General features: G+C 49.0%; 12 protein-coding genes. 11 read left to right on the forward strand and 1 reads right to left on the reverse strand.

All coding sequences use genetic code 11. The features are described from left to right. Window positions 1-4 precede the first annotated feature (4 nt). The 4 genes from BUB59_RS08910 to BUB59_RS08925 are packed head-to-tail and all read left to right on the forward strand — an operon-like array spanning window position 5 to window position 9,797. Window positions 5-2,803 carry a TIGR02171 family lipoprotein gene (locus BUB59_RS08910; RefSeq protein WP_083540255.1) on the forward strand — a complete coding sequence of 933 codons (2,799 nt, stop codon included), beginning with the start codon at window positions 5-7 and terminating at the stop codon, window positions 2,801-2,803. Next, complete coding sequence (locus tag BUB59_RS08915) at window positions 2,803-5,577, forward strand: TIGR02171 family lipoprotein (RefSeq protein WP_083540256.1); 2,775 nt, start codon at window positions 2,803-2,805, stop codon at window positions 5,575-5,577. The genes BUB59_RS08910 and BUB59_RS08915 overlap by 1 nt, the downstream gene beginning before the upstream one ends. Before the next feature lie 4 nt (window positions 5,578-5,581). After that, complete coding sequence (locus tag BUB59_RS08920; protein ID WP_073228766.1) at window positions 5,582-8,215, forward strand: TIGR02171 family lipoprotein; 2,634 nt, start codon at window positions 5,582-5,584, stop codon at window positions 8,213-8,215. Window positions 8,216-8,219: 4 nt separating this feature from the next. Then, a complete protein-coding gene (locus BUB59_RS08925; RefSeq protein ID WP_143160305.1) occupies window positions 8,220-9,797 on the forward strand; it encodes a hypothetical protein in 1,578 nt (525 codons plus the stop codon). 63 nt (window positions 9,798-9,860) lie between these two features. Here the strand turns inward: BUB59_RS08925 and BUB59_RS08930 are convergent, their stop codons facing one another. After that, on the reverse strand, window positions 9,861-11,345 hold the full coding sequence (locus BUB59_RS08930) for a glycoside hydrolase family 5 protein (RefSeq protein WP_073228775.1): 1,485 nt from the start codon (window positions 11,343-11,345) through the stop codon (window positions 9,861-9,863). A 210-nt stretch (window positions 11,346-11,555) separates the two neighbouring features. Between BUB59_RS08930 and BUB59_RS08935 the strand changes: the two genes are divergently transcribed. The 7 genes from BUB59_RS08935 to BUB59_RS08965 all read left to right on the forward strand — a co-directional run bounded on the left by BUB59_RS08935 (window position 11,556) and on the right by BUB59_RS08965 (window position 21,807). Then, the gene (locus tag BUB59_RS08935) at window positions 11,556-12,755 is read left to right on the forward strand and encodes a TolB-like translocation protein (protein ID WP_073228779.1); all 1,200 of its coding nucleotides are present in this window, start codon (window positions 11,556-11,558) and stop codon (window positions 12,753-12,755) included. Window positions 12,756-12,830: 75 nt separating this feature from the next. Then, complete coding sequence (locus tag BUB59_RS08940; RefSeq protein WP_073228800.1) at window positions 12,831-13,586, forward strand: TrmH family RNA methyltransferase; 756 nt, start codon at window positions 12,831-12,833, stop codon at window positions 13,584-13,586. Window positions 13,587-13,637: 51 nt separating this feature from the next. Then, window positions 13,638-15,014: a fibrobacter succinogenes major paralogous domain-containing protein gene (locus BUB59_RS08945; protein ID WP_073228803.1), complete on the forward strand. Its 1,377-nt coding sequence runs from the start codon at window positions 13,638-13,640 to the stop codon at window positions 15,012-15,014. A gap of 169 nt (window positions 15,015-15,183) precedes the next feature. Next, the gene (locus tag BUB59_RS08950) at window positions 15,184-16,323 is read left to right on the forward strand and encodes an ATP-binding protein (protein ID WP_073228806.1); all 1,140 of its coding nucleotides are present in this window, start codon (window positions 15,184-15,186) and stop codon (window positions 16,321-16,323) included. Between the two features lie 113 nt (window positions 16,324-16,436). Beyond that, window positions 16,437-17,309 carry a 5'/3'-nucleotidase SurE gene (gene surE, locus BUB59_RS08955; protein WP_073228810.1) on the forward strand — a complete coding sequence of 291 codons (873 nt, stop codon included), beginning with the start codon at window positions 16,437-16,439 and terminating at the stop codon, window positions 17,307-17,309. A 25-nt stretch (window positions 17,310-17,334) separates the two neighbouring features. Next, window positions 17,335-20,037, forward strand: a complete 2,703-nt coding sequence (gene gyrA / locus BUB59_RS08960; RefSeq protein ID WP_073228813.1) for a DNA gyrase subunit A — start codon at window positions 17,335-17,337, stop codon at window positions 20,035-20,037. Window positions 20,038-20,247: 210 nt separating this feature from the next. After that, window positions 20,248-21,807, forward strand: a complete 1,560-nt coding sequence (locus tag BUB59_RS08965) for a glycoside hydrolase family 11 protein (protein ID WP_073228816.1) — start codon at window positions 20,248-20,250, stop codon at window positions 21,805-21,807. Window positions 21,808-21,897: the final 90 nt, after the last annotated feature.

Consider the following 21,897-nt stretch of genomic DNA (forward strand, 5'->3'; position numbering starts at 1 on the left):
GTAAATGATGAAACTGTGGAAACTTTTGCTTTGGTGCTTAGTCTGGATGTGCGCTTGTACCCATTCCGATGACTATGCGATTCGTTCGACAAGGGTGGACCTTGATGAGGATTCTTCTCATGACGGTTTGATTTATGTCCATGCGAAAGACGCCTACGTGACTTTGGGTGCCAAAGGAGCGACAGCCATCTTTAACGAAAAGCCTAAGATGGGTGTTCGTTTTGATTATGATTTCTCCTTGGGTAAACACGAAGTGACTTTGGGCGAGTTCCGGAAGTACACCTCTGAAAACTGGGGCTTTTTTGCAGATGCCATTGGCGATAGCCTGCCTGTGACGGACTTGACCTACTATGATGCCATCCTTTATGCCAATGCCCGTAGTAAGGCAGAAGGCTATGATACTGCCTATACCTATACCTCTGCCCAGATCAATGTGGATGGAAGATGCTCGGGCATGGAAGCTCTCGTGTTTTCTCCGGAAGTAGATGCGTACCGTTTGCCTACGGAAGCCGAATGGATGTTGGTAGCAAGCCAGGATTGGGATGTGGAAAAGGCCTGGACCATGGAGAATGCCATGAGCCGAGTTCATAATGTTTGCTCCATTGGTGAAAATCGTGATGGCTTCTGTGATATGGCTGGTAACGCCATGGAATGGATGAATGACTGGCTTGGCTTCTATAAGGATACCGTTGTCTTTGATTATGCTGGTGGTCCTGATGGTGCTCTTTCTGGAACGCGTGTGGTGAAGGGGGGAGGCTTTACTACGCCTAAGGAATACACCAATTTCCATAGTAGGGGGGATACCTATGACGTGGTTTCCAATACGCACTCCGTTTATGTTGGATTCCGTCTTGCATTCGGTCGCATTCCCAATGCCATGTGGTTAAGCAATGATGGTGTCTCCGTGGAAGATCGACTGATTCCCAAGATTAGCGTTCGCGCCATTCGTTCCCTAGTAGGTACCATTCGCTCCAAGCTGGTGTTCCGTAATGAATTGACTCGCAATCTCGCCTTCGTGGACTATTCTTATGCACCCCAGATGGCTATTGAAATCAAGGATACCTTGAACTGCTTCCACCCGGATATTTCTCCCGATGGAAGTCTGGTTGCTTTCTCCACAGGTTCAGAAGGTATTGACGGCCCTTCCTCCGTTTATGTGAGACAGTTGGCTGTTAACGGAGATAGCCTGGTCAAGCTGGATGTCAAGAATGCTGCCATTCCTCGCTGGCGCGTGACCGAAGACGGGGACACGGTAATCGTATACGTTACCAACGCGGGGGATAACACTAGCGATGGAAACTTTAAGAGTTGGAGCACTTGGCAGGTTCCTTTCAGCAATTACCATTTTGGAACTCCGGAAAAACTTTTCGATGGAGCCTATCATGGGGGAATCAGCTACGATAATCGTCTGGCCGTTTCTGGTGCAAGACGTCTTCGTGCAAGGATTGCGGATTCCGATTCTTCTAGCACGGTGATGGATGGTTCCGCTCTGGATACGATTTGGTACAATGAGGAACAGGCCTGCAACGCCTCCCTAGCTAAGGATAGCAGTAAGCGTACTTTGTTCCTTGACTTTGCTAGTAAAACAGGCGAGGAATTTGTTGGTCAGTCCTATTCCAGGCATGAATACATCCTGATTGCGGATAGTACGGGCAAGCTGATTCATTCTGTGGCTGCTCCCAAGGGTTATACCTTTGACCATACGGAATGGGCTTTGGGCGGTTACATGACGGTGAAATCCAGATACCAGCCCTTTATTGTTACTAGCCTTACCACTAACAACGGGGCTCATGAAAAAATTGCCCTGGTGAATCTGCTGGATAGCTCCGTTACGGATCTGATTGAAGGCACCGAAGTTTGGCATCCTTCTTTCTGGGTGGAAAAAGGCTCCCTCATTGACGACGAAAGATTGAATGAATTGGACCGTGATAGTGCAGCTGTTTATTACGAAGGTGTGGATTCCAAACTGATTGCATCCAAGATGAATGTGTTCTGGAATAAGTGCGACTACTTGAAGGTGGTCGCATTAGGTTCCTCCCGTATGAGCCTAGGCTTTATCTCGAATCGCATTTCCTATGGAGCCTCCTTCAATATGGCAACCATCCCGTCCGATATGGATGTGTCCCGCTATTTTGCAGTGAATTACGCCTTGAATCACTGCAAGAAACTGAAGTTCCTTGTGGTCGGCATCGATATGGATTTGTGGGGCGAAGTCCCTGGCGAAAATATCAGCCAGAATTTAGGGAGCGTTCCGGGACTGTTCTACGATGCCCATCATAATTTCTGGGTGGAAGAAGGCCATGAATTGCTGAAAAAGCTGAGCAGCCGCTACATTCAGGAAAGTAGCCATCTTCGCTTTATTAGCCAGAAGAATGGCTGGATGGAATATGATGACGATACCCGTTCCTGGAGGGAAGGTATCGCTCTGGTGGCCGATTCTACCTGGAGTGACAATTCCAATTTCATCAAGAATGCCATTTCCCAGCTGACTGAAATTATTGAGAAAGCAAATGAAAAGGGTGTTTCTGTGTTGGGCGTGATTTTCCCACAGAGTCCCTATTACAAGAAGACGGGTTCTTTCGGTCGACATGGCATGCGTAGATCTCACGCCCTGAAGACCATCGAAATGCTTCGTGACATGGAAAAGGATTATTCCAATTTCTACCTGCTGGATGAAAATCTGATGGGTGACCATGATTATGGGGATAGTCTTGCTTATGACTATGACCACTTGAATAGCAAGGGCGCTTACCAGGTTACAGCACGAATTGATACGGTTCTCAATAAAATCGGGGGCAAGTAATGATGGGTAAATTTGCAAAATATGCGGGGGCGCTAGGTCTGGCGGCGTTCACTGTTTCCTGTACCCATCACGATGCCAATCCGATGTATCAGGACGATTATGATGTTTCTGAAGTGGAGTATGGAAAGGATGAAGCCCATGAGGGACTTATCCATATTCAGTCTGCAGGGCACTATACATACGTAGGCACCAATAAGGTCAATGCCAACAAGAAAGAAATGCCTGCGATGAAGGTTAAGTTTGATTATGACTTCTCCATTGGCGAACACGAAGTGACTCAGGCCGAATATGCTTCGGTGATGGGCGGCGAACCTGCTCCTGGTTGCGAAAATCTTCCCATTGCCAATGTGACCTTTGGTGACATGGTCATGTATGCCAATAACCGCTCTAAGCTGGAAGGCTACGATACAGTTTATACATTCACTGCAGTGGATTATGATAGTCTTCATCATGTGAATGGCTTTGAAAACTTCGTGTTCAATCCCGAAGTGGATGGATATCGACTGCCTACGGAAGCGGAATGGATTTTTGCAGCCTCCCATGGCTGGGATGTTTCTGATGGCTGGAATTTGACCAATTCCGGTGAACAGGCTCATGATGTTTGTTCCAAGGCAAGGAACAATCTGGGTATTTGTGATATGGCGGGTAACCTTGCTGAATGGGTAAGCGATTGGCTTGGCTATTTCAAGGATACTACCGTTACGAATTTTGTAGGCGCTCCCGATGGCGGCTCCCTTGGGGAACGAGTCCTTAAGGGCGGTAGCTTCAAGCATAGTGTGGCCCGCACGAATCTTCATTCCCGTTTAGACACCTATACGGTGATTTCCAAAAACAGGGATAACTATGTGGGCGGCCGTATCGCCTTCGGTAAAATTGAGAAGCCGGTCTGGATGGCTGCCGATGGTTCCACATCCTCTTCTATTATGAAGTCTCTGGTAAAGGCCTCTACCCTCAAGAAAAAGCTGGGAACCCTCCGTGCAAAGATGGCCTTTGTGAACCGTCTGACCGACAATTTGGTCTACATGAATTTTAATGAAAGTTCCTTTACGGTGAAGGAAATCAAGGATTCTCTGGGCATCAAGGTGCGCCATCCGGATATTTCTCCCGACGGGGAGTGGGTCGCATTCTCCACAGGTGGGGAAGGTATTTCCGGCAAATCTGAACTGTATGTTCGTCGCCTCAATCTGGCTGGTACCGACTTGGTGAAGCTGGATGTGGAATCTGCTGCAATTCCCCGCTTTCAGGTGACGGACGCCGGAGATACGGTCATTGTCTACGTGACTACCGCTGACGTGAATACGGATTCTGAATTCTTCAAGACCACAAGCACCTGGCAGGTGCCATTCTCTGGTGGAAAATTTGGTACTCCCGAAAAGCTTTTTGACGGAAACTACCACGGGGGCGTTTCTCCCGATGGAAAGCTTGCTGTTACTGGCGCTCGCATCCTGAGGGCACGTATTCAACATGAGGAATCCTACACGGATACCGTCTGGTTTGACAGCGTTCAGGCTTGTAACGCCTCCCTTTCTCAGGATGGAACCAAACGAACCCTGTTCCTGGATTTCGCGAAGAGGAATGGTCCTGGTCGTGAATTCGTGGGGAAGGACTATGGCGTTCACGAACGGATGTTCGTTGCTGATAGTACTGGTAACCTTCTTCAGAGTGTTGGTGCTCCTGGTGATCTCGCTTTTGACCATACGGAATGGATTAACGGTAAGAATCTTGCTGTAGCCTCTGTCTATGACGTGAACGGTAGCCATACAAAGCTTGTATTGATTGACTTGCAGGATAGTTCCGTAACCGACCTGGTAAAGGGTGATGAACTTTGGGATCCTTGCTTACGTGTATTGAACGTGAATCTTCCGGAAGATGAAAAATTCCTGAATCTGGATAGTGCGGGCGTGTACATGACTGCCACCTCGGATATTACCACTCGCATTATGAAAATCAAGATGGAGTATTTCTGGCAGTATCGTGAAGTAACGGAAGTGGCCGTCATAGGTTCTTCTCGTTCCTTCTCTGGCTTGGATCCAACTGCGGTGACCTCTCACTTTACCATCAATCTGGCTTATTCCGCAGAAGATCTTACTGCGACGAACTTCTTTGTGTCTAATTATATCTTGCCCTTAATGCCGAAACTGAAGGCTGTTGTGATCACTCTAGATTACGATCGCTGGTTTGTGAAGGATGAAAATTGGAAGGCTTGGTTTGGCGATATTCCTGGATATCGTTATGACGAAAATCATGACTTCTGGAAGGATGGAGTTCCCAAGAGCATGCTGAACTTGACTCGCAGCGCCATGACTCCGGATGATGAGGAATCCTATACCTTTGGCTATAACAATGGCTTGTACCATTCTGAATCTGAAGGCTGGGTGGATGAAAATCCGGAAGTTTCCTGGGATGTGAATTGGTATCGCAATAATCCCGATGCCTATGCATACAATCGCGAAAAGCTAGTTGCAATTCTGAAGGCCGCAAAGGAAAAGGGCATTCTCGTGATTGGCGCAGTGTTCCCTCAGTCTCCCTATTACGTCAAGAAAAACGTATGGGGCCGTTATGGCCTTACCTTGGATCACACCAAAGAAATCCAGGATGACATGAAATCCCTGCAGGAAGAATATGGCAATTTCATCATCTTTGACGAATACAAGGATGGCGTGAACGATTATGTGTATGAAGACTTCTCCAATGAGGATCACTTGGGCTTGCAAGGTGCAGTGAAGGTGGCTGAACGTCTGGATTCCCTGCTGATGAAGGAACTGGATCCGTAATCTTATGAAATTTCTTCTGGGCCTTTTCCTGCTATTGCTTGCTGCCTGTAGCGATTCGGAATCTTCCGCACCGTCTTCTTCGGGGAAGGACCTAGAGGGCTTTATTTTAATGCCTGCTCCCAAGGATGGTGTGATTCTTGGTACTGATTCTGAAAAGGCGCAGCCTATGGATCGCCCTCAGATGAAGGTGATGCTTAATTATGATTTCCATATTGCCCAGCATGAAGTGACCTGCCAGGATTTTGCGGACTATCCGGATGTTCTTCCTAATTTGTCTTGCGAAGGTAATCATGTCATTACGGGAATTACCTATTACGATGCAGTTCTTCTTTCCAATGCCAAGAGTAAGGCGGAAAAACGGGACACAGTATATTCCTATTCCAAGATTGTTCGAGATCAGGAAGGATATTGCGTTAATTTAGTAGGTTTTAGGTTTAATCCTGAAGCAGAAGGCTATCGCTTGCCTACGGAGGCGGAATGGGTTTACGCATTTAGCGTTCATTACGATTCAAAGCAAATCAATGAAGATTTTACCTTTTTTGCCAAAGAGTGGGTCAATGATTGGCTCGGACGCTTTAGGGATACTACTGTAACCAATTATGTCGGGGCTCCTAATGGAGGCTCCTTTGATGAACATGTGGTGAAAGGGGGTAACTTTAGTGCGGGTACACCTGTCATTGACTTGTATAGTCGAGGAGATATTTATGTGGTTTCCGCATCTTCCCGCGCCCAGTATATCGGATTTCGTCTAGCGATTGGGAAAATTCCATCTGCAGTTTGGTTAGACAATGACGGTGTGGCTGTACATAACTCTCAATCCATTCTTTTGACTCAACCAGAAGTGCGGGCGGCTACAGGTTCTTATCAGGTAAAGCTGGTGTACAGGGATAACGTTAGTGAGAATCTTGTATATGTAGATTTCAATAACGGTAAACCTACTTTGGTGGAAGTGGATGATTCCTTAAACAATTTCCATCCGGACATTTCTCCGGATGGTCAATGGGTGGTGTTCTCCACGGGAATGGAAGGCGTTACCGGAGAATCGCAAGTTTTTGCAACACGGTTTGGATCTAGCGCAATCTCTGTCAAATTGAATGTCGAAAATGCTGCTCTTCCTCGATTCCGTGTGACTGCAGAAGGGGATACCGTAGTTGTGTATGTTACCGATGGCGGTGATAATTCCGCTGAAGGTAATTTCCTCGCACAGAGTACCTGGCAGGTCCCTTTCTCCAAAGGGGTATTTGGAACGCCCGAGAAATTGTTTGATGGCGCATATCATGGGGGAGTCCGCAGGGACAATCAGTTTGCTGTTACAGGCGCAAGGCTGTTGCGTTCCCGTGTAGGTGATAAGCATCTGGTCTGGTATGATTCTGCCCAGGCTTGCAATGTTTCTTTATCCCAGGACGGTTCCAATCGTACCTTGTTCCTGGATTTTGGCGGAAAGCCTGGACGGGAATTTGCTGGAACCAAGTATGGTGTTCATGAACAGATTCTGATTGCAGATAGTACCGGCAAGTTGATTCAAATGATTCCTGCTCCGGAGGGCTATTCCTTTGATCATACGGAATGGGTAAAAGGGGCTCATCTGATTGTCGCCTCCTTAACCAATCCTTCGGGCAATCATGAAAAGGTGGTGCTGATCAACACTGCAGATAGTAGCATAACGGATTTCGTAGGTGGAGACGATCTGTACCATCCCTGTATGTGGATTGAAAATGGTTTAGGAAATCTGGATATTGATGATTCTCTGGATCCCGACAGTGCGGGACTTTACCTCGGTAGCAAATTCTTGCAGGAGGATATTTTTTGGCGCTATAAGATGGAACTGCTTTGGAAGTATCGGGATAGTGCCGATGTAGCCGTAGTGGGGTCGTCAAGAGCTGTGGATGGCGTTCGCCCCCGCATTATGGATTCCTCGGGATTTGTGTTGAATTTGGCTCAGATTCCTAACTCAATTTTTACCACCAGGGATTTTGTCAAGAATTATGTCTTGCCCCATTTAAATAAACTGAAATATTTGGTGGTTTCCTTGGATATTGACTTCTGGTGGAAAGGGGATGACGAAGGGGATAACTTCTTCATTCAGTCCTACAAGGAATATCCTGGTTTCGTTTATGATGAAAATCATAATTACTGGAGGGATGGATACCCTAAGGGTCTCTACGAGTTGACGAACCTCGCTCCAGGTGTAGCAAATGGAAGTAGCCAATACCTTAAGGAATATGGCTTTACAGGACAAAGCTGTGTTGACTGGGGTGAAGAACCTCCTGCTATTGCCACGGACACCACAAACGTGCAGGATTCAATCTTGCTGGAACGTAGCTTTGAGGCCCTTCAGGAAATGGTTGAATTCGCCCGTCAGAAAGATGTGATTGTTATCGGCGCCATATTCCCTCAGTCTCCGGCCTATAAGAATACGGGAGCTTATGGAAGACATGGTGTACGTCGCAGCCTTGCATCCCATATGATCGCTCGTCTTAAGAGTTTTGAATCCAGTAACTTTGTTCTTCTGGATGAAAATAAGATGGGTGAGCATGATTATAGTTCCAATATGTTTGAGAACTATGATCATCTGTGCTTTGGCGGTGCAAAACGTTTTAGTAATCGTCTAGACTCCTTGATTGCTTCTCTCGAGTAGGCCTGTGGAACGATTACGTGGAAAAATTCTCTTGCTCCTGTTGCCGGTAATCGCGGCGGTTTTCGCTGTTTTCCCCCTGACGGATACGGACATCTGGTGGCACTTGGCTTGCGCTCGTGAGTGGGTAACTACATGGACTCCTGTGCGGGAGCCCGTGGTGAATGTCCATGAATATTTTCAGCAGGTGGTCTATGCTGTGTATGGGGCCGCAGGTGCTCAAGGTCTTGTTTTTTTTAAGGCCCTCCTGTGGGGAACCGTTTTTGCCCTCTTTATGAATCCGTTCTCAGACTCCCGTCGAAACGTTTCCATGGCGGGTATTTGCGTCGCGGCTTTATTGTTGTTCCTGTTCCGCTATCAGTTTGAAATGCGGCCGATAGTTTTTAGCCTGTTGTTTCTGGGGATTTACTGGAATGTGATACCGTGGCTTGCGATGGGCTATGATGATCGAAAAAAGCGTTGGCTTGCGGCGATAGGTATTTTGTGCCTGCAGTGGATTTGGTGCAGATGTCAAGGACTGTATATTCTGGGACCGATTTTTGCGTTGGCCACCATTGTGGTTTACTTCGACAGGAATAACCTTGATCGACTTGCGTTATTGGCATTATTTGTCTTGGCTTTGTTTGGAATGCCTTTCTTGCATAGGGATGGCCTGCTGTTAGCGGTTTACCCCTTTGAACTTCTGAATCGCTTAGTGGGTTTGAGTCCCTCAGCCACCATCTTTGCAAAGGAGATTGCAGAAAATCGTTCGCCCTTGACGTTGCTTTTGGAAGGGGAGAATGTCTGGACATCTCTCTTGATGATAGTTTGCTCGATGGCAGGACTGGCTTATGTCATCAAGCAGTTTGTTGGAATGTTTAGGTCCAAGACCTTGCGCAACGAAGATTCATTGCTTAAGCTGGTGGTGCTTTGTGCCACGGCAATCTTGGCTCTGCTGGCAGAACGCAATTTTGTACTGTATCTGCCTGTATTTCTTTGTTTCCTAGGTGATGTGAAATTATGGAATGCCCCAGTATTGGCAAAGCCTGCTGTAAAGCTGGTTGCTGTGATGGTGGTGATGTTTGTTCTTGGCCTCTGGCTTCGTTCCCTTCAGGCTTACGATGGCTCCATGGTTTCCTTCCAGCGGGTTCCGGTACGTGCCGCCCAATGGATGAAGGAGAATCCTCATAAGGGCCGCCTCTTTAACGATGATCGTGCCGGTGGATATCTGGCTTTCGTGAACCCTCAGGATTCTACATACATCGATGGTCGCTTCATCCTAAAGACCGCAGATTTCTTTGATCAGTACCTGCACTTTGCGGAAGACCCGTCCGCCTTTATCCGCTACGCCGATTCAGCCGGAATCGACCGGACCATCTTCCCCCTGCGTTACTACGCCCGCTGGGAAAAGCTGATTAACGCGTTAGGTCAAACTTATCTTGATCGAGCAGCTCCCGGTCTTGAATCCCGAGTGGGACGGGGGGCGTGGCTCCCTGTTTATAAAGATGACGATTACGTTATTTTTGACTACGATGTTTTTTCCATGGATTCAAATCCCTTTCGTTGGGACAATCGTCGGTATTTTACTCCCGATTTCGCTTTTTAATCCATAAAAAAGGCCCGGCGATTGCTCACCGGACCTTCTCTCTCTTTACATGAATTCGTTTAGTTACTTCAGGGTAATTGCCTGCACCTTGCTTGCAGAACCGCTGGAGACCTTCACCAGGTACTGACCCGCCGGAATCATTGCCAGGGAAAGGGTGCCGCGAACGCCGTCCACCTTCATGAGCTTGTGGCCCTTCAGGTCGAACAGTTCCACGTCAGCTGCGTTCACGCCGGAAACTTCCAGTGCCTTGCCGGAGAATGCCACATTCAGGCTGGCTGCAGACTGGATGCCTGCGATTGCCCAAGGATTCTGGTTGGGATCGGTGGTCTGGCCGCCCTGCTGTCCCTGGTTGGGATCGGTAGTCTGGCCGCCCTGCTGACCCTGGTTGGGATCGGTAGTCTGACCGCCCTGGCTTGCAGTAGAACACTTGGTGTAGGTAGTGGGGTTGGTTGCCAGATAGCCCTTCACCATGTTTCCAGATGCGGTATACTGGAGGCTATTCTTGTTTGAACCGCTGGTAAATGCCGCGGTACCTTCTTCAATCCTGGATGCGGACCAGTTTGCCCAGGACAGTTTATACTTGTTGATGTAAGTCTGCCATTCATCATTCTTGCTCTGACCCGGAGTGCCACCGCCATCGGCTGTACCGGTACCCCATTCAGAGATGAACACAGAAAGGCCTGCCTTAATAGCCTTCTCGCCCTTGACTCCTTCACAAGCGTCGTTTGTACCATCACCCCAACCGTAAGTTCCGCTGACGCAGTGGCTCATGGCATAGTAGTGAAGGGTGTAGGCTGTGTTCTTGCCACTGTCAGTGACTTCGTTTCCAATAGCGTCGTTGGGATTCTGGTCCCACTTGGGGTTACCCACGAGAATCAGGTTGTCGGAGTATTGGCGAATTACAGGAACGATCTGGTCGGCGTAGCCCTTCACGGTACTCCAGGAAACTTCCTTCGGTTCGTTGAACAGCTCGAAAATCACATGGTCGTACTGACCGTAGGCCTGGGCCATTTCTCCGAAGAACTTCTTTGCGTTTGCAACTTCTTCGTGAGCCTGGTGAGAATGCCAGTCGATAATGACGTAAATGTCATTCTTGATGGCGGCTTCAACCACGGTCTTCATCAGGTTTGTCTGATAACTCGGATCAGATGCGTAGCCAGTGATGTGCTTGGATTTGTCGTCGCCGCAGCTCTTGGTAAGATCTTTGCAGCCCCACCAGTCTTCGGAGGTAGTAGCCATGGCGGCACGAACGATCTGGACGTTCATGTCTTTTACCATTGAGGCCACACCTTCTTCGCTCCAAAATTCAACTGCTTCGGGCAAAAGACTCCAGTAAAGGCTCATACCGCGAACCTGGACTTCGGCGCCGTCCTTGACGCCTTCGCAGGAACCATAAATGCGGCCTTCGCCGGCGGAATTCTTGCCGGTCATAAGCTGGCCGTACTGGCTAACGGGACCCACGCGGGAGGGGGTGATGGTCTGTGCGGAGGCCAGGCCAAAACCTAAAGTCATGGCGCAGGCGAGAGCAGGAATAGACAGAATTTTCATAACATCCTCATATTTTTTCCCATAAGATATATCCATATGGTTCAAAGTGGATACAATGTAAGTTTTTTGGTGTTTACGGAAAGAAACAAGTGTGTTCTAATTCAACATAGTTTAGGTTCAAATGGTACGTTTTGTCCTAATTTTTCGTACTTTGTTACTATCTTTATAAATGACTAGGAAGGCGGAAGCCTTCTGTTTTTAGAGGTTCTTATGAAAATGATGAAGTTTGCGAAGGCATCCTTGATTGCCGCATTGGCTTGTTCTTCTGTTTTTGCCCAGCAGGGTGCCCCCAAGGGTGCTGCCGTGGATCCTACAGCCGATGAACAGAAGGCTCTGGATGCTTTAAAGGGTAAGGTGGAAGGCGTAATCGCCTGGTCTACCAGCCGAGCAAATTCTCATCACGATATTTGGCTTATGAATGCCGATGGTTCCAATGCCCATGCATTGACCAATAGCGACAATGTGGACTGGTTCCCCCGTATTTCTCCTGATGGCTCCAAGGTGCTCTTTAACCGCAGTAAGGGCGGTTGGGTTCCCGAAAATGATGCTAACTACCCGGAGAAATGGGAACTCTGGACCATGGATATTGACGGGTCCAATCAGGTGAAGGTTGTGGATAACGCTACCTGGGGCACCTGGCGTCCTGATGGCAAGACCATCGTCTTTAGCCGTGCCGGCAAGGTCTTTACCATGGATCTCTCTTCCAAGGCAGAATCCCTGGTTCTGGATGGAGAAGTTGCCTTCAATAAGAAGGATGTGATTCTCCAGGAACCCAACATGAGTCCGGATGGCAAGCACTTGGCTATTACCCTCCGCGGTTCCATGCGTGAAACAGGTGTTTGGGATCTGGAAAAGAAGAGCTGGACTAAGTCCGGTGACGGTTGCCAGATTGACTGGAATTTTGATGGCTCCAAGCTCTACCGCGTAAATCCCACGGGTAACGGTGGTACTGCCGCTCCTAGCGAAATCCTGTGGTTCTCCGCCAAGGATGGTAAGCAGGTGGAAAAGGTGGGCTTCTTCGGTATTCCCAAGAATGTTCGTCTCATGGACCTGCCCGGTCGTCGCAGTCATGAATATTTCCCCCGCCTCTCACCCGATGGACAGTGGCTGGTCTGGGGTGCTACCGACAAGGGTCACGACCACGATATGTTCGACTATGAACTGTACATGTGGAAGATTGGTGAACCGGTGGAAACTGCTACCCGTATTACCTACCACTCTGGTAACGACCGCTGGCCTGATATCTGGCTGGGCAAGGTTCCTGTGAAGGAAACTCCCGCGGCTGCAGTGGCTGACGTGAAAGCTCAGGCTGTTACGGCCATTGCCGGCGGTGTCAGCGAAGCCAAAATGGATGAATTGATCCAGGCCATCGACCGCCTGACCGAAGCTGTTAAGGCTTTGAATAAGTAAATCGTCATCCTGAATCGAATGAAGTGGAAAAGCGTCATCCTGAGCGGAACGACGTGGAGTCGAAGGATCTAGTCGATGTTCTCTGAAAAGAAATTTCTAGCAACGAAGGAAACCTCCAAATACAAACGTTTGGCGGAACTCCTCCGTGTTATCATTTTGCAGTTAGGTGATGACGTTCCCCGCGCTCGTCGTGAATTCGAGACCTATGCGGAATGGATGAAGCTTCCTGCAGAGGAAACTCTGGTGGGCAAGAATCAGGCACAGATGATTGACCTGTACAAGACTTTCCGTACCCGCGCAGGCCTTGGCTTTGAACGTGACGTTTATCTGGAGCAGGAACCGGGCGACCGCGAAGTGGCTAACGAAAAGCCGATCCAGTTTGCGGTTCTGGTCCACAACCTTCGTAGCGCCTTTAACGTGGGTTCCATTATCCGTAGTACCGACTGCTTCGGCTTGGAAGGCGTACACCTTAGCGGATATAGCTGCAGTCCCGATCATGTGACTGTGAAAAGTGCTGCTCGCGGTTGCCAGGAATGGATTCCCATCAAGCGCTGGGAAGATCCCTTTGACTGCATCAACTGGCACAAGGAAAACGGCTACGAGATTATCGCCCTTGAAACCGGCGAAGACATTCCCGATATAAACAAAGTAACGTGGCCGGAAAAGGGCCTGATTATCTTGGGAAACGAAGAACTTGGTATCGCTCCCGAAATCATGGCCGCAACTACTATGAAGGTGACCATTCCTATGGCAGGTCGCAAGGCCAGCATGAATGTGGCAGGAGCATTCGCCATTATGGCGTTTAAAATCCGCTCAAGCTATTCTGCATAATAACAGAGGCTGTTCTTGAAACTCGCTGAAATTTTTGCAAGGAAATGGAAAATGAAAAAGAATTTCTTGACAAGTGTTGCTTTTGCGCTGACTTTGGGCCTTGTGGCCTGCGGCGATGATGGTTCCTCCAATTCGGTGACGAATGGGGAAAAGGGCGAAGTGATTACCCTGGCTGATGGCAGTGGAGAAAAGGTTTGTGACGACAAGCTGGATGGCTGGGTGGCTGAGGCTGTCGGCAAGGATTTCCGCCGTTGCCAGAATGGCGAATGGATAAAGATAACTGCAAACGAAGCTTCTGCCGAAGACGAAATCATCGGCGGGGTGACTGTGTTGCAGAGTTCGTCTTCTGAAACCATTCCAGGTTCCTCTTCCAGCGTCACCCTGAGCTCCTCCTCCAGTGTCATCCCCGACCCCGATCGGGGATCTAGCAGTTCTAGCGAGATTCCCGGTCAAGCCGGGAATGACATTGAATCATCATCCTCGGTATTGACGCTCTCGTCATCCTCGGTCCCAATCGAGGATCCTGGCAGTTCTTCCTCTAGTGTCATTACGAGCGAAGCGAAGCAATCCAGTAGTTCTATAGCAAGTTCCTGCTCTGTAGTTTCCTCTAGTTCCGTGGAGTCATCTTCGTCGGTTGTAAGTTCTTCTTCGTCATCCTCGGTCCTGATCGAGGATCTCAGCAGCAGCTCTGTTGCATCTTCCAGCTCCGCGAAGTCTTCGTCGTCGGTAGCAAGTAGTTCCTCGGTAAAGAGTAGTAGCAGTGTAGTTGTTGTAAAGGGGTCCATGACCGATTCTCGCGACGGTCAAGCCTACAAGACAGTCACCATCGGCACCCAGACCTGGATGGCAGAGAATTTGAACTACGCCTATAAGGGAGTGAAGTACAACTATGACGGTTACACCTCCGATTCCACCAGTTGGTGCGGTGGCGGCAGTAGTACAACTGCTGGTGACTGTTCCATATACGGTCGCCTTTATACCTGGAGTGCCGTGATGGATAGTGCTGCCCAGTTCAATGTAAATGTAGGAACCAAGTGTGGCAATGGCAAGACCTGTACCCCCAATAGCCCCCATCGCGGCATTTGCCCAGAAGGCTGGCATGTGCCCACGAACGAGGAGTACAGCACTCTGTACACCTATGTTGGTGGGACTGGCTCTGCCGGTCAGAAGCTGAAGGCCAACACAAGCCTGTGGTACAGCAATACGGGTACGGACGAGTACGGCTTCTCGGTGCTCCCCGCCGGTTACAGGGACTACAGTGGCAAATTCTACCGTGAGGGCGACAACGCCATCTTGTGGTCTGCCTCTGAGGACAATTACAACGTCGCGTGGGCGTGGGGCCAGGACTTCGGCTACAGTGACGACGACGCATACCAAGACAACTACAGCAAGTACAACGGTCGGAGTTTGCGTTGCCTCAAGGACTAAATCGAACTTATAACCGAACCTGAGCGTAGGCAACGCCAATCCAGGCTGCCAAGCCGCAAGGCAAGGCTGCCCGATTTTTTAGGTAATTCCACAAAAATCGTTTGCTTTATTTGAAAGTTTTGCAAAAAGTGTACTTGACTACCATTTTTACAAAATTTATATTTGAGGCATGATTAGGCGCCAAATCAAAGACTTCCTGTTAAAGTCTGCTTCGCAATACCCGGTCGTTCTGGTTCATGGTCCCAGGCAATCCGGCAAAACAACCCTTTGTCGCGATACATTCGCCGACAAACCCTACATTTCTCTAGAAAATCCTGACACTAGGGAACGGGCCTTACAGGATCCACGGGGGTTCTTCAAAAGTATCCCGAACGGGGCCATTCTTGACGAAATTCAAAATGTTCCCCATTTGCTATCCTATATGCAGCAGATTGTGGATGAATCAAATCAAAAGGGTTTGTTCATCGTTACGGGCAGTAATAATTTTGCATTACAGCAAGCTGTGACTCAGACTCTTGCCGGTCGTGTCGCCATGCTTAAACTGCTGCCATTTTCCTTGGACGAAATCAAGGAATTGAACGCAAGTGATTCCATCGACAGTCTTATTCTTTCTGGAGGGTACCCCCGCTATATAACGGAACGCCCAGACAGGTTCTTCTTTTACCAGAATTACATTTCCACCTATGTTGAGCGGGATGTTCGCCAAATTGTCAATATAAAGGATGCGGCTCTTTTTCATAGATTCCTTGTTCTTTGTGCAGGGCGAATTGGCTCCATATTGGATTACACTTCTCTTTCTAACGATTGCGGAATCAATGTTAGAACAGCAAAGGAATGGCTGTCGATTCTTGAAGCTTCGTTTATCGGTTTCACGTTAAATCCGTGGTACATGAATAGGACAAAACGCTTGATAAAATCGCCCAAGTTCTATTTCTACGATACTGGGCTTGCATGCGCCTTGCTAGGAATTGCCGAAGAGTCGCAATTTAACCGCGATCCCTTGCGAGGCAATCTTTTTGAAAACCTTGTGATTCTTGAAAGAATGAAGCATTCGTTTAATTGCGCGGAGCAGAAAAATTTCTGGTATTATAGAACTAGTGACGGCAAGGAAATTGACCTTGTTGAAGAAACTGGAAGAATCTTGACTCCTTTTGAAATAAAGTCTTCGGAAACATTCAATTCGGAATTCGTCAAAAACTTTGGTGTTTTTGAAAAGGAATATCCCGAAATGTGTGGCGAAAAAACTGTGGTTTATGCAGGCAAAGAAAGTTTTGAATTCAAGGGTGTTCTGGTCAAGAATTTTAGATAAAAGTTTGCGTTCTAGTTTTCTCAAAAAAACACCCCTAAAAACACCCCAAAATGGGCGCTTTTTTTGCCAGCTTTTGAAGTAGCTGATTCGCTTTTTTCTATCTTTGTAAAAGCATGCAAAATACCCCTAGAACACGAGTTCTCATCGTAAACGACGATGGGTTTAAGAGCGGCAATCTTCGCGCTCTTGCGGCAGCCTTGTCCAAGGTGGCTGATGTGTTCGTTTTTGCCCCCGAAACGGAGCAAAGCGGGGTCAGTCAGGCCTTTACCGTGCGCAGAGGTTTGCGCGTCAAACAGGTGCCCGTGGATGAAACCACTCCCGTGGCAGCCGACGGTACAAAAGCCTGGCCTTATGAATTCTATTCCGTATCTGGCACACCTGCCGACTGCGCCAAGTTTGCCCTAGGTCATTTCGCGAAATTCGGGCTTTCTTTGGAACCCGAAGGCTGCACTGGTGTAAGCTCTGCCGCAGGTGAATTTGACGTCTGTTTCTCCGGCGTGAACGTTGGCGAAAATTCCGGCGTCTCGTCCTTGTATTCCGGTACGGTTGCCGGTGCCCGCGAAGCCGCCCTGTGGGGTGTTCCCGGCGTTGCACTTTCCCTCCGCGGTTGTGGGGGAGACCTGCTGGAAACTGCTGTGGATTTTGCCGTTCGTGTAGTCAAGGAACGACTTTTTGAAGGTATTGCGCCCGGAACCTTTTGGAACGTGAACTTCCCCAAGGTAAAACCTGCAGACTTCAAGGGCTACAAGTCCACGAAGATGGCCCACGAAATGTTTACGGACCACTACAGCCTGGTGGATGCCGACGATGGCTCTGGCGACAAGCTGTGGTTGCTTGATGGCGACAAATTATGGAACGAATCCCCTGTGGATAGTGATGACTATCTGTTGAACCAGGGGTATGCCACCATCACGGCCCACCGCATCGACCAGACCGATTACGAAAGTTTGAAATTAATAGATGAAACGATAAATGGGCTGGGTTAACCCCCGACCCAAAGAAGGATAAGTAATGTCAGAAGAAATGCTCCCAGGCAAGCAGTTCAAGTCCTTGATCGAAAAGGATATGCAGGACTGCTACCTCCGCTACTCCATGAGCGTGATTGTGGCTCGTGCACTTCCCGACGCCCGCGACGGCTTTAAGCCGGTGCACCGTCGTGTGATGTACAGTATGCACAAGCTGGGCGTGGTGCCCAATAAGCCCACTGTGAAGTCTGCCCGTATCGTGGGTGACGTGATCGGTAAGTACCACCCCCATGGTGACTCCGCCGTATATGAAACCTTGGTCCGTATGGCTCAGGAATTCTCCCTGCGCTATCCGCTGGTTTTCGGCCAGGGTAACTTCGGTTCTATCGATGGCGATGGCGCCGCTGCAATGCGTTATACCGAAGCCAAGATGAACAATCTGGGCATGCTCATGCTGGAAGATCTTGAAAAAGATACCGTGGACATGGGCCCCAACTATGACGAATCCTTGGAAGAACCGAAGGTTCTGCCCTCCGCCATTCCCAACATGCTGGTGAATGGTACCACAGGTATTGCTGTGGGTATGGCAACCTCCATGGCTCCCCATAACCTTCGCGAAATTGCAAATGCAATCCATGCTGTGGCTGAAAATCCGGATATTTCCGGCGAAGACCTGCTGGGTTACGTTTCTGGTCCGGATTTCCCCACTGGTGGTGTGATCTGCGGCCGCGCTGGTATCCGTGACGCCTACCTGACCGGCCATGGCCGTGCTCGCGTTCGTGCCCGCACCGAAATTGACGTGGATGGCCGCGGCAAACCCCGCATCATCGTGTCCGAAATTCCCTACATGGTGAACAAGGCTGAACTGTGTAAGAAGATTGGCGAACTGGTTCGCGAAAAGCGTATCGACGGTATTACCGACATTCGCGATGAATCTAACCGTGAAGGTATCCGCGTGGTCATTGAACTGCGTAAGGATGCTGTTGCAGAAGTGGTGCTGAACAACCTGTTCAAGAACACCCAGATGCAGACTACGTTCAGTATTTATAACCTGGCTCTGGTGAACGGCCTGCCCAAGGTTCTCACTCTCAAGGACTTGATCCAGATTTACATCGATCATCGTCTGGATGTGATTACCCGTGCAACCCAGTTCGACTTGAACAAGGCAGAAGCACGTCTTCACATTATTGAAGGCTTGCGCATTGCCACCCAGAACATCGACGAAGTGGTGCAGATCATCAAGTCTAGCGCTACTACGGAATTGGCTAAGAAGGGCTTGCAGGACCGCTTCAACCTGGATGAAATTCAGTCTCAGGCCATTGTGGACATGCGTCTTGCCCAGCTCACCGGCCTGAATCTGGAAAAGTTGGAAAACGAATACAACGAACTGGTTGCCCTCGTTGCTGACTTGAAGGATATCCTGGCTAAGCGTGAACGCCGCCTGGCAATCGTACTTGAAAAGCTGGATGCTGTTGTGGCCAAGTTCGGTGACGAACGCCGCACCTCCATCGAAGATGCTGTAGATGATTATGACTACGAAGACCTGATTGCTGAAGAAGAACAGGTCATTACCCTGAGTAAGGAAGGCTACATCAAGCGTCTTCCCATCGATACCTTCAAGGCTCAGACCCGCGGTGGTAAGGGCGTTGTGGGTACCGGCCTCAAGGACGATGACGACGTGGATCAGATCTTTACCGCAAGCACCCATAGCTACTTGCTGGTGTTCACTAACAAGGGCCGTGCCTACTGGACTAAGGTTTACCGCCTGCCCGAAGGCAACCGCAATAGCAAGGGCCGTCCCATTATCAACTTTATCGGCCTCACCGAAGGCGAAAAGGTTCAGGCAATCGTTCCTGTCCGTAAGTTCGGCGGTTACTTCTGCCTGGTGTTCGCTACCAAGAAGGGTATCGTCAACAAGATGGATCTGACCCTCTTCAGCCGTCCCCGTAAGGCTGGCGTCAACGCCATCAGTCTGGATGAAGACGATGAATTGGTGAAGGTTCAGTTGGTGGGTATGTCCGCCGAAGAATTCAACGCCTCTCAGGGCGACGAAGCTGACGAATCCGCAGATGTTCAGACCGCTGCTGAAGCTCAGGTTGCTGAGTCCGAAGATGCTGATGATACTGCTGCTCAGCCCATCGCAAAGGACCTGCTGATGCTCGCCACCAAGAACGGTCAGGCTGTTACATTCCCCATCAGTTGCATGCGCTCCATGGGGCGTGGCACTCACGGCGTGAAGGGTATTACCCTTGCCGAAGGTGACGAAGTCATCTCCCTCATCTGGCTGAAGGAAGGCAACAAGATCGTGACCATTACCGAAAAGGGCTTTGGTAAGCGTTCTCAGCCTAGCTCTTACCGCGTGACCAAGCGCGGCAGCAAGGGTGTTCGTAACCTCAGTGCAGACGGTATGGAAAAGACCGGTCCGGCAGTATTCGTGGAAAGCGTCGCTGACGATTATGACTTGATCATTACCAGTAAGGAAGGTCAGGTTATCCGTATCGAAGCTGAAACCATCCGTTTGACCAACCGTAGTGCAATCGGCGTGAAGTGCATTCGCTTGAACGATGGCGACACCGTTCAGGATGCAACCGCACTTCCCAGCGTGGAAGACATCGAACACGATTCCGCTGAAGCCAAGGAAACCTTCGACCATGTGGAAGGCGTAGAAGTGGATGACGATTCTGTTGAAAAGTCCAACGAAACCGAACAGCAGATTGGCCTCCCTTCCGAAGGCGGCGATAACGAATAAACTAACTAGTTTATTCTAAATCGTATTCGAAAATACGGAATGAATTAAAGTCCGCTCTCGTGAAAAACGAGAGCGGACTTTTTTTGCTTTGTAAACTTTTTGGCGTTGTAAAGTGCGACAACGGAACATTATGTTGGAGTATTCCTGTTTGGAGGGCAATAACCTAATTTAAGATCATAAACAAATAGGGATGAAAAACAGGAGTATCTCATGAATAAAAAGATGATTAAGGCTAGCCTTTTCTTGGCATTCGGTCTTGCAGCAACATCTGTTTACGCGGCAGATGCATGTAAAGATGAAATGGCTAAACCTCGAGGCAGTGCACACACTGTGAATGGTAACTCTACAGGTTCCATTTCTGGAACCCCGTGGGGCTTCGAACAGTGGTCTGGCGGTGGTTCCAACAGCATGAAGTACTATGATAACGGTACTTTCGAAGCCACCTGGTCCAACAACTCTGACTACCTGGCTCGCGTGGGCTACCGTTATGGTGACAACGGTTCTGGTGTGGATCACAAGACTAAGCACTATACCGTGGATTACAAGTATACTAAGAGTGGTACTGCTCAGTATGGTTACATCGGTGTTTATGGTTGGACCGTGAACCCGCAGGTTGAATATTACATCGTTGATGACTGGTACAGCAAGCCCAGCGAACAGTATATCGGTGCTTCTCGTGGCACTATTACCGTTGATGGCGCAACTTATACTATCCATGCTTACCTCCGTCAGCAGGAACCTTCCAAGACTGGTACCTCTACCTTCTTGCAGATCTTTAGCGTTCGTCAGTCTCCCCGTCAGTGCGGCCATATTGATATTTCCGCACACTTCAACAAGTGGGACGAACTGTTCACCGGTCAGACTGCACAGCTTTCCGGTTCTAAGGGCGGTGGCAGCACTACTCTGAAGTTCGGTCGCGTTACCGAAGTGATGTTGATGAACGAAGCAGGTGGTAATGCAACTGGTTCTGTGAACTACACCTACTTTGACATGAGCGATAACGGTGAAGCTTCTGTAATTGTTCCGCCGAAGGATATCGAACGTTCTCCGTTCAAGAGCCTCAGCATTCCGGGTACTGTTGAAGCTGAAGACTTCGACAATGGTAACTCTGGAGTTGTTTACGAAGGCGCAACTGGTCAGTCTGGTGATGATGGCGACCATGAATATCGCGGTGAAGACTATGCTCAGGTTGACATTGTGAAGAATGGTACCGGTCGTGCAATTGGTTACACCGCTGCTGACGAATGGCTGGAATACACCGTGAACGTTGCAGAAGCTGGCGAATACGATGTGACCGCTTCCGTTGCTAACGGTTCTGGTGCTGGTTCTGTCACCGTTAAGGTTGGCTCTGCTTCCGCTAAGCTCAGCTTCACCGGTACTTCCAACGACTGGGATGCCTATGAAAATGCAACTGGCAAGATCACTCTTGCCGCTGGTAAGCAGACCATGCGCATCACCATCAACAATGCTAACACCAACATTGACTTTGTGAAGTTTGCTAAGGCTGGCTCTGCTGAAGTTACTCCGACAAGCTCCGCTTCTCAGGAACCTGCATCTTCCGAAAGCAAGGATGCTCTGATTTCCAGTGTTCAGTTCGTCAACTCCGGCAAGACTTTCCAGGTGTTCGATATGCAGGGCAAGTTCATGGGCCGTGTGGATGTCGTGAACGGCGCTTCTCTCCAGGACGCTCTCATGGCTAAGTTCCAGAAGGCTGGTGTCTACATGGTTCGCCAGGGCAACCGCTTCCAGAAGGTCTCTGTAGTCAAGTAATTTTTCTTGAAAACAAACTCCTAAAAACTTCAAGAAAAAATCCTGCAGCCGTAAGGTTGCAGGATTTTTTTTATGGAAAAATATAAAGGA

This window comes from Fibrobacter sp. UWEL (genome assembly GCF_900142535.1).
Taxonomy (GTDB): Bacteria; Fibrobacterota; Fibrobacteria; order Fibrobacterales; family Fibrobacteraceae; genus Fibrobacter.

Excerpts from the sequence above, each read along its gene's own strand:
- BUB59_RS08910 (WP_083540255.1), top strand. The coding sequence starts at position 5 with ATGATGAAACTGTGGAAACTTTTGCTTTGGTGCTTAGTCTGGATGTGC.
- BUB59_RS08915 (WP_083540256.1), top strand. The coding sequence starts at position 2,803 with ATGATGGGTAAATTTGCAAAATATGCGGGGGCGCTAGGTCTGGCGGCG.
- BUB59_RS08920 (WP_073228766.1), top strand. The coding sequence starts at position 5,582 with ATGAAATTTCTTCTGGGCCTTTTCCTGCTATTGCTTGCTGCCTGTAGC.
- BUB59_RS08930 (WP_073228775.1), bottom strand. The coding sequence starts at position 11,345 with ATGAAAATTCTGTCTATTCCTGCTCTCGCCTGCGCCATGACTTTAGGT.
- BUB59_RS08935 (WP_073228779.1), top strand. The coding sequence starts at position 11,556 with ATGAAAATGATGAAGTTTGCGAAGGCATCCTTGATTGCCGCATTGGCT.
- BUB59_RS08940 (WP_073228800.1), top strand. The coding sequence starts at position 12,831 with ATGTTCTCTGAAAAGAAATTTCTAGCAACGAAGGAAACCTCCAAATAC.
- BUB59_RS08945 (WP_073228803.1), top strand. The coding sequence starts at position 13,638 with ATGAAAAAGAATTTCTTGACAAGTGTTGCTTTTGCGCTGACTTTGGGC.
- BUB59_RS08950 (WP_073228806.1), top strand. The coding sequence starts at position 15,184 with ATGATTAGGCGCCAAATCAAAGACTTCCTGTTAAAGTCTGCTTCGCAA.
- surE (WP_073228810.1), top strand. The coding sequence starts at position 16,437 with ATGCAAAATACCCCTAGAACACGAGTTCTCATCGTAAACGACGATGGG.
- gyrA (WP_073228813.1), top strand. The coding sequence starts at position 17,335 with ATGTCAGAAGAAATGCTCCCAGGCAAGCAGTTCAAGTCCTTGATCGAA.
- BUB59_RS08965 (WP_073228816.1), top strand. The coding sequence starts at position 20,248 with ATGAATAAAAAGATGATTAAGGCTAGCCTTTTCTTGGCATTCGGTCTT.